Source organism: Pseudophaeobacter sp. 1A16562, assembly GCF_041008785.1.
Lineage (GTDB): Bacteria > Pseudomonadota > Alphaproteobacteria > Rhodobacterales > Rhodobacteraceae > Phycobacter > Phycobacter gallaeciensis_A.
Map to the genome: position 1 here is coordinate 149,940 of NZ_JAXGFT010000009.1, position 12,349 is coordinate 162,288.

A 12,349-nucleotide genomic window follows, 5' to 3' on the forward strand; every position below is an offset into this window, starting at 1 on the left:
CGCTTAACGATGGCGCGTATTTCCAAGTTCCCCGCTCCCACAGCAGAGATTCCGGCCGTGGCAGGTCCGGCAGCGGCCAACACCCGCCGTGCGCCCGCATCGGAGCATGCCCCAGCCCCGGCAGGCGGGCAAAAACGCGTCCGCGACCCGCGGCTCGATTTCTATCGCGGCATTGCCATGTTCATCATCCTGGTCGCTCATATTCCTGGCAACCGCTGGACCGGCTGGATCCCGGCCCGGTTCGGGTTTTCCGATGCGACCGAGATTTTTGTCTTCTGCTCGGGCATGGCCTCGGCCATCGCCTTTGGTGGGTCCTTTGCCCGCCGGGGCTGGCTGATGGGCACTGCGCGGGTGGTATTCCGCTGCTGGCAGGTATTCTGGGCTCATATCGGCCTGTTCTTCTTTGTCGCCATGACCATGGCGGCACTGGACCTGACCGGTGCCTTTGAAAAAAGCTACGTCAACTCTCTGAACCTTGGCCATTTCTTCAATGACCCGATGCCGCAGCTGGTGGGGCTGTTCACGCTCACCTATGTGCCGAACTACTTTGACATCCTGCCGATGTATCTGGTGGTGCTGGCGCTGATGCCGCTGATGATGGGGTTGGAGCGCATCGGCCTCTGGACCGTTGCCGCAGCTTCGGCGCTGATCTGGCTGGCCGCGAACCCCTATATGATCGGCCTTGGACCGGACGGAGCATCCCTGCCTGCCGAACCCTGGTCGGCCCGGGAATGGTTCTTCAACCCCTTCGGCTGGCAATTGCTGTTTTTCACAGGCTTTGCCTTCATGAAAGGCTGGCTTCCGGCGCCGCCCGTGTCGCGGGCACTGGTGCTTGTGTCTGCAGCCTTCCTGATCTTCTCTGCCCCCTTTGGCTCCTGGAAGGTCTTCCTGTGGGTTGAGGCCTGGAACGACGATCTGGCCGCCGCCATACGCCCGGCCTGGGCCTTCACGGACGAGTGGCGCGAGAAAACCGATTTCGGCCTGTTGCGCTATGCGCACTTTTTGGCACTGGCCTATCTCGGCTGGGTGGCCGCCGGAGCTGGTGGTCAGCGGCTGATCGCCTCCGGTCATTCGGAGCTGGCGCGGCTCTGGTCCTTTGCCCTGCGCATCATCACCAAGGTCGGGCAACAGTCCCTTGCGGTCTTCGTCTTCTCGATGGCGCTGGCCCGGCTGATCGGCTTTGCGCTGGATCAGACTGACCGGGGCATCCTGATCACCGCTGCGGCAAATATCGCCGGGTTCTGCCTGATCATCGCCTGTGCCTTTGCTGCCGCCTGGTTCAAATCCCACCCCTGGAGGGCAAAGCGATGAGCCGTCTTTCGCGCCGCGGTTTCCTTGCCGGTGTCTCCGGCCTTGCGCTGACAGCTCCGCTCGCGGCCAAGGCCGCCTCCGTTCCGTTCCGGCATCAGGATGTCATCGACAAGGCCCGCATGCTGGCACAGATGCCTTATCACACGCGTGCTAAGGTGCCGCAGGACTGGCTGGATCTCACCTATGAGGATTATCAGACCCGCTGGTTCCGCAGCCCCGACGCGCTGTGGAGCAAGACGGAACGCAGCTATAATGTCGATTTCTTCCTGCCGGGCCTCTATTTCCCCCGTGCGGTGCAGATGCACAGCGTCGCGGACGGGCTGGCGCAGCCTGTTGCCTTTGATCTGACCCTGTTCGACAAGACAGACAAGGCACCGGATCTCAGCACCGAAGGAGCGCTGGGGTATTCGGGCTTTCGCCTGCGCACCGAGTTGAGCGAGCCGGGCAAGAAGAATGAATTCTGTGTCTTTCAGGGCGCCAGCTATTTCCGGGCCATCGGCATCGGGCAGGCCTATGGGCTGTCGGCGCGCGGGCTGGCCCTTCACACCGGCGATGCCGAAGGCGAGGAATTCCCCGAGTTCACCGAATTCTGGCTGGAGGCCCCTGCCCCCGGCCAGCGCCACATGGTCGTGCATGCGCTGATGGATTCGCCCTCGGTCGCAGGCGCCTACCGTTTCACCATCACCCCCGGCGCCGCCTGCGTGATGGAGGTCGAAGCAACGCTGTTCCCACGCGAAGAGCTGACCCATGCAGGGATCGCGCCGCTAACCTCGATGTTCCTGTTTGATCGCACCAACCGCAACCGGTTCGACGATTTCCGCCCCGCCGTACACGACAGCGACGGGCTTTTGATCGAGAATGGCAACGGCGAAACCCTGTGGCGACCACTGGCCAATCCGGCGCAGCTGCAGGTGTCCTCCTTTGTAGACGAGAACCCCCGAGGTTTCGGGTTGATGCAGCGCAGCCGCAACCTGTCGGACTTCGCCGATCTTGAGGCGCATTATCAGGACCGGCCCAGCCTCTGGGTCGAACCCAAGGGCGATTGGGGCAAGGGCGCCGTCACGCTGGTAGAGATCCCGGCGGACAAGGAAATCTACGACAATATCGTCGCCTATTGGCGCCCGCGCACGCCCTATCCTGCCGGAGCCGAGGTGCGGCTTGATTACCGCCTGACCTGGGGCACCGGCCCCACTGGTACGCTGGCGCAGGTGGTGGACACCGCCGCGGGCGCACGTGTCTTTGGTGACCCGGGGCGGATTATGACCGTGGATTTCGAAGATCATCCGCTTTTGGCAGGCGATCCCAAAAACTTCGACGTCGTGCTTTCCTCGCCGCATGTCGAGCTCAGCACCGGGGTCCTGCAGCGCAATCCGGCCACCGGTGGCCTGCGGCTCGCCTTTAGCTTTGAACCCGGTGACCGCTCCCTTGTGGAGTTACGGGCGGTGCTGCGCCGGGACGGGCAGCGTGCCACCGAAGTCTGGCTTTACAGGTGGACCGCATGAAAGATCTGATCTCCGCCCCCTCTGCGGCGAAGATGCTGCCGCCCGAACAGCCCATGGCGATGCCAGAGCAGAACTTTGGCGCCGCTTTCCGCGACATGAGCGCCCCCGGGACCGCGCCGCAGATGCGCGTGGCGCTGTGGCGGGTCATTGCCTTTTCACCGGCGATGGTTGCAACCGCCTTGCTGACCTTCGTGATGCAAGGCTGGTTTGCCGATGGCGGCTTCATGATGATCGAGGTTCTGCTTCTGGCGCTCATTGCCTTCAATTTCTTCTGGATCTGCTTTTCGGTCTCCACCGTGCTCCTGGGCCTGTTCAGCCTGTGGCAGCGCAGGCAAGAGGCCGAACGCCGGGTTCCGACCGGTCCCATCGCACCCGACACGCCGCCGCTTACCGTTGCTGTGCTGGTGCCCGTCCACAACGAAGATCCGGCCGCCGTGTTCGGCAACGCCCGCACTATGCTGGAGGATCTGCATGCCTGGGGCGGTGCGCATGATTACGCCATGTTCATCCTGTCCGACACACGGGATGACCGGATCGCGGCGCAGGAACTGGCGGGCGTAGAGGCGCTGCGCGCCGCGCTGCCGCCCGGTATCCGGCTCTACTATCGCCACCGCGAGGACAACACCGGGCGCAAGGCGGGCAATATCGCGGATTGGGTGCGCCGCTGGGGTGGCGGCTATGACGCCATGCTGGTGCTGGATGCCGACAGTCTGATGACCGGCCGGGCGATTGCCCAACTGGCCGATGCGCTGCGCCGAGATCCGGCAGCCGGACTGATCCAGAGCTTCCCACAGCTGATCGGCGCCAGATCCGTCTTTGGCCGCATGCAGCAGTTTGCCAACGGGGTCTATGGCCTTGCCATGGCCGAAGGGCTGGCACGCTGGGTCGGCGCCGAGGGCAACTACTGGGGTCATAACGCCATCCTGCGCACCCGCGCCTTTGCCGCCTGCGCCGGACTGCCCGAGCTGCAACAGACATTCGGCGGCAAAACCCTTATCATGAGCCATGATTTCGTTGAGGCCGGTCTGTTACGCCGGGCCGGCTGGGGCGTGCATTTCCTGCCCCGCATCCAAGGTTCCTATGAAGAGACGCCGCCGACCCTGATCGATCACATCCTGCGCGACCGGCGCTGGTGCCAGGGCAATCTGCAGCACCTGAAACTCCTAAGCGCGCAGGGTTTCTGCGCGATTTCACGGTTCCATCTCTTGCATGGGGCGATTGGATACCTGATGGCGCCGATCTGGTTTGCGCTTCTGGTAATATGGGCGCTGATCGGAGAAGACGGGGAAACCTCGGCGCTGCAGTATTTCAGCCCCGCCGACCCGCTGCGCCCCTCCTGGCCGGATATGTCAGAGCCGCGCCATGTCGCCGTGATCCTGGTTATCTACGCGATGCTGCTGGCGCCGAAACTTCTGGCCCTTGCCGCGCTGCCCCTGACTGGCGCGCGGCTATCGGATTATGGCGGAGGGCGGCAGTTCGCGCTCTCCGTGGCCTCCGAGATCCTGCTGGCAATCCTTTATGCGCCGATCCTGATGGTGCAGCAGATGATCGCCGTCCTGCGTAGCGCCCTGCGCCTGCAACGGGGCTGGGCGCCGCAGGCGCGGGATGGCGGGCGCTATGGGCTGAAGACCATGCTGATCTGTCATGCACTCGAATTCACCAGCGGTCTTGCGCTCAGCGCCGGGATCCTGGCCGGGATGGTTTCCGTCTGGCTGGCTCCAATTGCCCTGTCGCTGGTACTGGTGCTGCCGCTGTCGGCCCTGTCGGGGATGCGTCCCGCGCTTCGACTCAGGTTCTGGATGGGCACGCGCGAGGTTTTTGCCGAACCCCGTATCGCCCGAACCGCCCGGACCTATCGCAAAGCGGTTGAACGCGTCTTTGCCGGGACACCTGACCACCGTTCAGCGGCGGAATAGAAGAACCGCGTGTCCCGGGCGTCAGTTCGGGGTCCGCTCAAACCATTCGACGACCCGCGTCGGCCAGGTGTCCGGAATGCGGTGCCCCCCCGGACCGAGCATTAGTTCAATATCGCCCCCGGATTGGCAATCCCAGCGGCGATGCAGCTCCAGTCCGGTAACCCACAAATAATCGGGCGCGTCATCGGCGCAGCCGTTCACCTGCCGCCACAGGGCCAGCCCGGCAAAGATATCATCCTGTTCGCGCGTGCTGCTGCCCAGAATGCGCCCCTCCAGTGGCACGACCTTGTCGGCCCAGCCGTGAGTGTGCAGCAACCGGACAGGACCGGCGCAGGTCTCGGGCCGTGGCCGCCAGAATCCTCCCGCCACCGGAGCGAAGGCGGCAAAATCCCCGGGATGGGCGCAGGCGAGGTAGTTCACCATAAAGGCCCCGGCGGAAAATCCAGCAAGAACAACCCTCTGCCGGTCGATGCCGAACCGCGACTCCGCATCGCCAAGGACCTGTTGCAGGAACTGCGCCTCATCCCGTCCCTCGGCCCCGGGCAGGAAGTTCCACGACCTCTTGCCATTCCAGCGCGGCAAGGCGGTCGGCGCGATGAGCGCATAGCCCCGCTCCTGCAGCTCCTTTACAAGGGCGCGGTTGCGCAACACCCCGGCGCCAGAGCCGCCATAACCGTGCAGAAACACCACCGCCGGAGTGCCTTTTGCTTCCGTGCTGGCCGAGTCGCCCGGATCGGGTGTGGCGATGTGGTAGTCACCGGACGGCAGATCGCAAGCTTCTGCGGCAGCGCCGCAACTTGCCAATGCAGGGCGTGCGCAGAGCGCCGCCACGAACAACGAAAGAAGAATGCCTCCGGCCCGGCGGAGGAGCAGGCTGCGCCGTCGGCGCGCGGGGCCTAGCCCTGCCACCGCGCCACCGGCAGGTTGCCCGCGATCCACCCCGGTCCGGCACCAGAGCCGAGCATGCCTTCGGGTACATCCATGATCTGTGAAAACCCTGCCTCTGCCATGCGCCGCACCATCCGGGCCGAACGCACACCGCGGGCGCAGATCAGCGCCACCGGCGCGGCGCGGTTGCCACCCAATGCGCGGGACAGCGCCTCAGTAAAATCGTCACGACGCATGTCAATCTGGACGCTGCCGACCGGAACGCCGGTACTGCGCCATTCCCGGGGTGTGCGGATGTCCACCAAGGTGATCGACCCCGCTCCGGCAGCGGAAAACGCCTCGGCCACGGACAGGCGCGGACGGTCGTGATCCGGCGCGGGCCGATAGCGCCAGGCCACCGCGCCGACCGCCGCAGCGCCCAGAAGGATGCCCGCAGAGGACAACAGCTTGCGCCGCGACATAGTGACCGGCCGCCCGCTGGCCTCCTGGGTCTCCGCACTGATTGGGTCTTGCATCTGCGTCTCTCCAATAACCGGGAAAACACGCCCCGCAGCGCCGTGTTTCAGGCGGGTGCCATCCCTTTGGACACCGTTCTAGCAGCATTTGTATTCCCGATCAGCACAGAGGGTGAATTTTGGCCATTCAAAATCTTGTCAACTCCGCCCCCCAGCCCCAAGTAGTGGCGCAATGTCCAACAATTCCAGCGTCATTTGCCCGATCTTCCTCAGAACCGGGCCTGCGGGGCTGGCACAGAAGCGAAAAATTGCTTAGGCAAAGTCAAAATTCGCCTAGCCCTACCAGGAGATCTGCACGTGTCCCTGTTTTTGATTGCGGCCCTGCCTTTTCTAGGAGCGGTCTTTCCCGCTCTGCTGATCCGGGCGGGGCGTAACGCCTCCGCTTCGGCGGCTGGTCTGACCACCTTCCTGGCCCTAACCGGCCTTCTGCTGCATGCCCCCGCTGTATTTCGCGGAGAGGTCATCACAGCCACATTCGACTGGCTGCCCGGTCTGGGGCTCAATGCGAATTTCTTTCTGGATGGGCTTGGGTTTCTCTTTGCTACGCTGATCCTTGGGATCGGCATGCTGATCATCCTCTACGCGCGGTTTTACCTGTCGCGCGAAGATCCTATGGGGCAGTTCTACACCTACCTGTTGCTGTTCCAGGGTGCGATGGTCGGCATCGTCCTCTCAGATAACATCTTGTTGTTGCTGGTGTTCTGGGAGCTGACTTCTCTGTCCTCCTTCCTGCTCATCGGATACTGGAAACACCTGCCCGAAGGGCGTCAGGGCGCGCGCATGGCGCTGACCGTGACTGGCTCCGGTGGCCTAGCGATGATCGGGGGCATGCTGATCCTCGGCAATATCGTCGGCTCTTATGATCTGAGCGTGATCCTGGAGAACAAGGACCTTATCCAGGCGTCGCCGCTCTACCTGCCCGCGCTGGTCCTGATCCTGCTGGGCTGTTTCACCAAATCGGCACAGTTCCCGTTCCATTTCTGGCTGCCCCACGCCATGGCGGCGCCGACGCCGGTTTCGGCCTATCTGCACTCCGCCACCATGGTGAAAGCAGGCCTGTTCCTGATGGCGCGGATGTGGCCGGTTCTGGCCGGCACGCCAGAATGGTTCTACATCGTGGCGACCACCGGCCTTGTGACCATGCTCATCGGTGCCGTAATTGCCCTGTTCAAGGATGATCTCAAAGGTCTGCTGGCCTTTTCCACCGTAAGTCATCTGGGCCTGATCACCATGCTTCTGGGGTTTGGCACCAAGATCGCAGCGGTTGCCGCAGTATTCCACATCATCAACCACGCCACCTTCAAGGCGGCGTTGTTCATGTCGGCCGGCATCGTCGATCACGAGGCGCACACCCGCGACATCAAACGTCTGGGCGGTCTGCGCCACCTGATGCCGGTGACCTTCACCATCGCCTTTGTCGCCGCCCTGTCGATGGCGGGTATCCCGCCCTTCAACGGCTTCCTGTCCAAGGAGATGATGCTGGAGGAAACCGTACACACGGTCTGGGCCGGATCGCACTATCTGGTGCCGGGCCTTGCACTGATCGCGGCGCTGTTCTCGGCAGCCTATTCCTTCCGCTTCATCGTTCATGTCTTCTTTGGCCCCAAGCGGGACGACTATCCCGCGCATCCCCATGATCCGGGTGCGGGCATGTGGCTGGCACCGGCCTTCCTGATCACGCTGGTGGTGCTGATCGGCCTGTTCTCGGCCAAGATCGCCGGGCCACTGGTGGCCGTGGCCGCTGGCGCCGTGATTGGCGGAGAAGAGCTGCCCTATTACTCGCTGAAACTCTGGCATGGTTTGACGCCCGCCCTTTACATGTCGCTGGTGGCTGTGGGCGGCGGTGCGCTGCTGCTCGCGCTGCACAAGCCCCTGATGCGCGCCTGGAACGCCGCCCCCCGCCCCGAGGCCAAGGATATCTTTGATACCCTGATGGCGGTGCTGGCGCGTCTGGCCAAGGCGGTGACCGACGGGCTGCACAATGGCTCGATCACCCGCTATGGCGCGGTGATGATCAGCTTTACCGTGGCGATCAGCTGGTATGCCTATTCCACCGGCACCACTGGCCCGGCAACCCGCAGCCTGAAGGAAATCGGCGCGATCCCGGCACTCGGGTGGCTCAGCCTGGTACTGGCGACGCTGCTGATCGTTGCGCGTCACCGCAATCGCCTGCTGGCACTGGTCCTGATCGGCGTCGTGGGTCTGGTGGTCTCCATGTCGTTCAACTACCTGTCGGCCCCCGATCTGGCGCTGACCCAGCTGTCGGTCGAGGTTGTGACCATCGTGCTGATGCTGCTGGCGCTGAACTTCATGCCCAAGGAAACCCCGGTCGAGACCCCGGCGCTGATCCGGCTGCGCGATGGTGCCATCGCCGTTGTGGCTGGTCTTGGCGCAGGCGGGCTGATCTATGCGCTGATGACGCGCGATTTCGCGGCGCCCAGCATTTCCGAATTCCACCTCGCCAACTCTTACAAGGGCGGCGGCGGCACCAATGTGGTGAACGTCATTCTGGTGGATTTCCGGGGCTTTGATACCTTTGGCGAGATCATCGTCCTCGGCATCGCGGCACTGGTCATCTATGCCCTGACCGAGGCGGTTCTGGGCACCCGCGTGCGGGCCTATCTGCTGAACCGGAAACCGGATCTGCCGCAGGCAGGCGATGCCCACCCGATGATGATGGTGGTCGCGACCCGCGTGATGATGCCGCTGGCGTTGATGGTGGCGGCCTATATCTTCTTCCGGGGTCACAACCTGCCGGGCGGCGGCTTTATCGCCGGTCTGATCGCGGCCATTGCTGTCATCATGCAATACATGGCCTCGGGCTTTGCCTGGACCTCTGAACGGCAGCGGTTCTACTACCACGGTATCATCGGCTCCGGCGTGCTGATCGCCGCCGCCACCGGTATCGGCGCCTGGTTCAACGACATGCCATTCCTGACATCCGCCTTCGGCTATATCCACTGGCCGCCGCTGAAAGAATTCGAATGGGCCACCGCGGCGCTGTTCGACCTCGGCGTCTTCCTGGCGGTGGTCGGCGCGGTGCTGCTGGCGCTGGAAAGCCTCTCCCGCTTTGCCTGGCAGCCGGGGATTTCCTCGGAGTACGCCATGGACATCAACCCGGCCCGCGATGACGAGCCCAAGAACGAAAACGAGGTCTGAGCATGGAACTTCTGGTTGCTTCGGCTGTTGGTATCCTGACCGCCGCAGGGATTTACCTGATCCTGCGCAAACGCACCTTTCCGGTGATTCTCGGCCTGTCGCTGGTATCCTATGCGGTGAACGTCTTCCTGTTCGCCACCGGGCGCCTGATGGTCAACGCGCCGCCCATCCTCAACAAATACGAGGAGGTCGCCTATACCGATCCGCTGCCGCAGGCGCTGGTTCTGACGGCGATCGTGATCTCCTTCGGGATGACGGCGGTCGTGGTGATGATCGCGCTGGGGGCCTTCCTGTCCTCCCGCGATGACCGCATCGACATGACCGGCGATACGCAGTCGGGAGAGGACGCATGAACCATCTTCTGATTGCCCCTATCGTTCTGCCCGCGATCGTTGCGCCCTTCATCATCATGGTGGTGCGCTACCATCTGGATCTGCAGCGAATCTTCTCGATTGCCAGCACGGTTGCGATTGCCCTGATTACCCTCGTTCTGGCCAGTCAGGCCGCCGATGGCACGGTACAGGTCTATGAGCTCGGCGACTGGCCTGCGCCCTTTGGCATCGTGCTGGTGCTGGACCGGCTGTCGGCGATGATGATCGTCCTGACGGCGGTGCTGGCGCTGGCGGTGGTTCTATACGCCATCGGAACCGGCTGGGACGCGCGCGGCGCCAATTTCCACGCGCTGTTCCAGTTCCAGCTGATGGGCATCATCGGCGCCTTCCTAACCGGCGACGCCTTCAACCTCTTCGTTTTCTTCGAGGTCCTGCTGATCGCCTCTTATGGTCTGATGATCCACGCAGGCGGCGCCACAAGGTTCCAGGCCGGTGTGCAATATGTCGTCTACAACCTGCTGGGATCGACACTGTTCCTGTTTGCTCTTGGCACGCTTTATTCCGTGACCGGCACGCTGAACATGGCCGATCTGGCAGTCCGCGTGGCCGAACTTCCGGCCGAGGATACCGCCCTGTTGCGGGTCGGCGCGATCATGCTGTTGCTGGTCTTTGCCATCAAGGCTGCGGTGCTGCCGCTGCATTTCTGGCTGCCAGCCTCTTATGCCAACGCGCCTTTGCCGGTGGCGGCCCTGTTTGCGATCATGACCAAGGTCGGCGCCTATGCCATCCTGCGTATGTACACGCTGGTCTTTGGCCCCGAGGCCGAGATCACCGCGGGGCTGGCCGGGGACTGGCTGCTGCCCGCGGCGCTGCTGACGCTTGCCGTGGGGGCCATTGGTGTTCTTGGCGCGCGTGAGATCGGGCGGCTTGTGGCCTTTGGTGCCATCACCTCGATGGGAACCCTGCTGACGGCGGTAGCGCTGTTTACCCCGGCCTCGGTCGGCGCTGCGCTTTACTACACCGTGCATTCCACCCTTGCGACGGCCTTCCTGTTCCTGGTCGCCGATATGGTGATGGAACGTCAGGGCGGAGAGATCGCCCCGAAACCGGTGATGAAGCAAAGCGGGCTGATCGCGGCGCTGTTCTTTGGGGGATCCATCGCCATGGCGGGCATGCCGCCCCTGTCCGGTTTCCTGGGCAAGCTACTGGTGATGGATGCGGCGCGCGGGCATGATCTGGTCTGGTGGATCTGGGGCGTCATTCTGGTGTCGTCGCTGATTACCATCATCGGTCTGGCGCGGGCTGGTAGCCTGATCTTCTGGAAAAGCCACGGGCTTGCACCGCAAGAGGATGCTGAAAGCGAAGTGGAAGCGGATGACACAGAAGAGGCGCCGGTGCAGGCGCAACGCGGTTCGTCCCTGCCTTTCGTGGCCAGCTTCGGCCTTCTGGCCGGGCTGATCCTGCTGACCGTCTTTGCAGGTCCGATGATGGACTACGCCGAGGCCACCTCCGCGCAACTCTTTGCGCCGGATGCCTATATTGACACCGTCCTGGGGAGGACCGGGGAATGAAACTGATGCATCGACTTCTGCCGCACCCGGTGCTGACGCTGCTGCTGACCCTCACCTGGGTTCTCATCGTCAACAGCTTCACGCTGAACTCGCTGGTCTTTGGTTTTCTGCTGGGGCTGCTGATCCCCTTCCTGACCCAGCCGTTCTGGCCGCAGCAACTGCGCATGAAACACCCGGTCAAGATCGCGGCCTATATCCTGATCGTGATCTGGGACATCGTTGTTGCCAATATCACCGTGGCGCGGATCGTGGTGTTCAAGTCCAACGCAAAAAGGCAGCCCAACTGGGTGACCGTGCCGCTGGAGCTGCGCACCCCCGAGGCGATCACCGTGCTGGCCGGCACCATCACCATGACGCCGGGCACCGTCACCGCGGACGTCTCCGCCGAAGGCCACGCCCTGCTGGTGCATTGCCTTGATTGCGACGACCCTGATGCGGTTCGGGACGAAATCAAAGAGCGCTACGAGCGCCGCCTGATGGAGATTTTCGAATGATTGAAACTGCGGCTCTTTTTGCTTTTGTCTGCTTTGCGCTGGCGCTGTTGATGAACCTCTGGAAGGTGATGTTCGCCGCCGCCATGGCTGATCGTATCCTTGCGCTTGATACCATGTTCATCAACGCAATCGCGCTGATGGTCCTTTATGGGCTGGCGCTCGGAACCGAGATCTTTTTCGAAGCGGCGATGATCATCGCCATGCTCGGTTTCGTTTCAACCGTGGCCTACGCGCGCTTTATCCTGCGCGGCAACATCATCGAGTGAGGCTCTTATGGATATGGTACTCGACGTTCTGATTGCAGGCTTTCTGTTCATGGCCGGTGTGTTCGGCTTTGTCGGCTCCTACGGCCTGTTGAAACTCAATGACCCGATGTCGCGGCTGCACGCTCCGACCAAGGCGACGACGCTGGGCGTGGGCGGTGTGCTTCTTGCCTCGATGGTGCACGCGATCGCCTTTGAAGGGCGCCTGTCGCTACACGAATTGATGATCACGCTGTTTCTGTTCTTGACCGCCCCGGTGACCGCGCATTTCATCGCCAAGGTGCACATTCACCGTCGCGAGGAAACAGGCACCCTGCCTTCGGCCGGACCGGATGCTATCTGGGCCACCCACAACACCCCGCCGGAAGATCCCGAAAGCACAGATCAGCCGCAATAGC

Annotated in this window: 11 protein-coding genes; 9 read left to right on the plus strand and 2 right to left on the minus strand. The window is 63.0% G+C overall.

What is annotated here, in order from left to right:
* The first annotated feature begins 9 nt into the window (after positions 1-9).
* Genes SM764_RS14180 through mdoH form a run of 3 tightly spaced genes read left to right on the plus strand, consistent with a single transcriptional unit; the run spans position 10 to position 4,729 of the window.
* Positions 10-1,311, plus strand: a complete 1,302-nt coding sequence (locus tag SM764_RS14180; RefSeq protein ID WP_369002072.1) for an OpgC family protein — start codon at positions 10-12, stop codon at positions 1,309-1,311.
* Complete coding sequence (locus SM764_RS14185) at positions 1,308-2,813, plus strand: OpgD/OpgG family glucan biosynthesis protein (protein WP_369002073.1); 1,506 nt, start codon at positions 1,308-1,310, stop codon at positions 2,811-2,813. Before SM764_RS14180 ends, SM764_RS14185 begins: the two co-directional genes overlap by 4 nt.
* Complete coding sequence (gene mdoH / locus SM764_RS14190; protein WP_369002074.1) at positions 2,810-4,729, plus strand: glucans biosynthesis glucosyltransferase MdoH; 1,920 nt, start codon at positions 2,810-2,812, stop codon at positions 4,727-4,729. Before SM764_RS14185 ends, mdoH begins: the two co-directional genes overlap by 4 nt.
* 21 nt (positions 4,730-4,750) lie before the next feature.
* Here mdoH and SM764_RS14195 read toward each other — a convergent pair whose 3' ends face one another.
* Together SM764_RS14195 and SM764_RS14200 are read right to left on the minus strand one after the other, a co-directional pair.
* On the minus strand, positions 4,751-5,533 hold the full coding sequence (locus SM764_RS14195) for a CE1 family esterase (protein WP_369002075.1): 783 nt from the start codon (positions 5,531-5,533) through the stop codon (positions 4,751-4,753).
* A 92-nt stretch (positions 5,534-5,625) separates the two neighbouring features.
* Positions 5,626-6,132 carry a rhodanese-like domain-containing protein gene (locus SM764_RS14200; RefSeq protein WP_274833396.1) on the minus strand — a complete coding sequence of 169 codons (507 nt, stop codon included), beginning with the start codon at positions 6,130-6,132 and terminating at the stop codon, positions 5,626-5,628.
* 297 nt (positions 6,133-6,429) lie between these two features.
* On the opposite strand from SM764_RS14200, the gene SM764_RS14205 reads away from it, so the two are divergent.
* From SM764_RS14205 to SM764_RS14230, 6 genes are read left to right on the plus strand one after another with little or no spacing between them, the layout of a single operon-like run.
* Entirely contained in the window at positions 6,430-9,291 is a 2,862-nt protein-coding gene (locus SM764_RS14205; protein ID WP_369002076.1) for a monovalent cation/H+ antiporter subunit A, read from the plus strand.
* 2 nt (positions 9,292-9,293) lie between these two features.
* Complete coding sequence (locus SM764_RS14210; protein ID WP_369002077.1) at positions 9,294-9,644, plus strand: Na+/H+ antiporter subunit C; 351 nt, start codon at positions 9,294-9,296, stop codon at positions 9,642-9,644.
* Positions 9,641-11,194, plus strand: coding sequence for a monovalent cation/H+ antiporter subunit D (locus tag SM764_RS14215; protein ID WP_274833394.1), 1,554 nt, complete (start codon positions 9,641-9,643; stop codon positions 11,192-11,194). Before SM764_RS14210 ends, SM764_RS14215 begins: the two co-directional genes overlap by 4 nt.
* Positions 11,191-11,688, plus strand: coding sequence for a Na+/H+ antiporter subunit E (locus SM764_RS14220; RefSeq protein ID WP_065270585.1), 498 nt, complete (start codon positions 11,191-11,193; stop codon positions 11,686-11,688). The genes SM764_RS14215 and SM764_RS14220 overlap by 4 nt, the downstream gene beginning before the upstream one ends.
* The gene (locus SM764_RS14225; RefSeq protein ID WP_065270586.1) at positions 11,685-11,954 is read left to right on the plus strand and encodes a K+/H+ antiporter subunit F; all 270 of its coding nucleotides are present in this window, start codon (positions 11,685-11,687) and stop codon (positions 11,952-11,954) included. The genes SM764_RS14220 and SM764_RS14225 overlap by 4 nt, the downstream gene beginning before the upstream one ends.
* Before the next feature lie 7 nt (positions 11,955-11,961).
* On the plus strand, positions 11,962-12,348 hold the full coding sequence (locus SM764_RS14230; RefSeq protein WP_369002078.1) for a Na+/H+ antiporter subunit G: 387 nt from the start codon (positions 11,962-11,964) through the stop codon (positions 12,346-12,348).
* The last annotated feature ends 1 nt before the right edge of the window (position 12,349 follow it).

Excerpts from the sequence above, each read along its gene's own strand:
- SM764_RS14220 (WP_065270585.1), top strand. The coding sequence starts at position 11,191 with ATGAAACTGATGCATCGACTTCTGCCGCACCCGGTGCTGACGCTGCTG.
- SM764_RS14230 (WP_369002078.1), top strand. The coding sequence starts at position 11,962 with ATGGATATGGTACTCGACGTTCTGATTGCAGGCTTTCTGTTCATGGCC.
- SM764_RS14215 (WP_274833394.1), top strand. The coding sequence starts at position 9,641 with ATGAACCATCTTCTGATTGCCCCTATCGTTCTGCCCGCGATCGTTGCG.
- SM764_RS14200 (WP_274833396.1), bottom strand. The coding sequence starts at position 6,132 with ATGCAAGACCCAATCAGTGCGGAGACCCAGGAGGCCAGCGGGCGGCCG.
- SM764_RS14180 (WP_369002072.1), top strand. The coding sequence starts at position 10 with ATGGCGCGTATTTCCAAGTTCCCCGCTCCCACAGCAGAGATTCCGGCC.
- SM764_RS14210 (WP_369002077.1), top strand. The coding sequence starts at position 9,294 with ATGGAACTTCTGGTTGCTTCGGCTGTTGGTATCCTGACCGCCGCAGGG.
- SM764_RS14225 (WP_065270586.1), top strand. The coding sequence starts at position 11,685 with ATGATTGAAACTGCGGCTCTTTTTGCTTTTGTCTGCTTTGCGCTGGCG.
- mdoH (WP_369002074.1), top strand. The coding sequence starts at position 2,810 with ATGAAAGATCTGATCTCCGCCCCCTCTGCGGCGAAGATGCTGCCGCCC.
- SM764_RS14185 (WP_369002073.1), top strand. The coding sequence starts at position 1,308 with ATGAGCCGTCTTTCGCGCCGCGGTTTCCTTGCCGGTGTCTCCGGCCTT.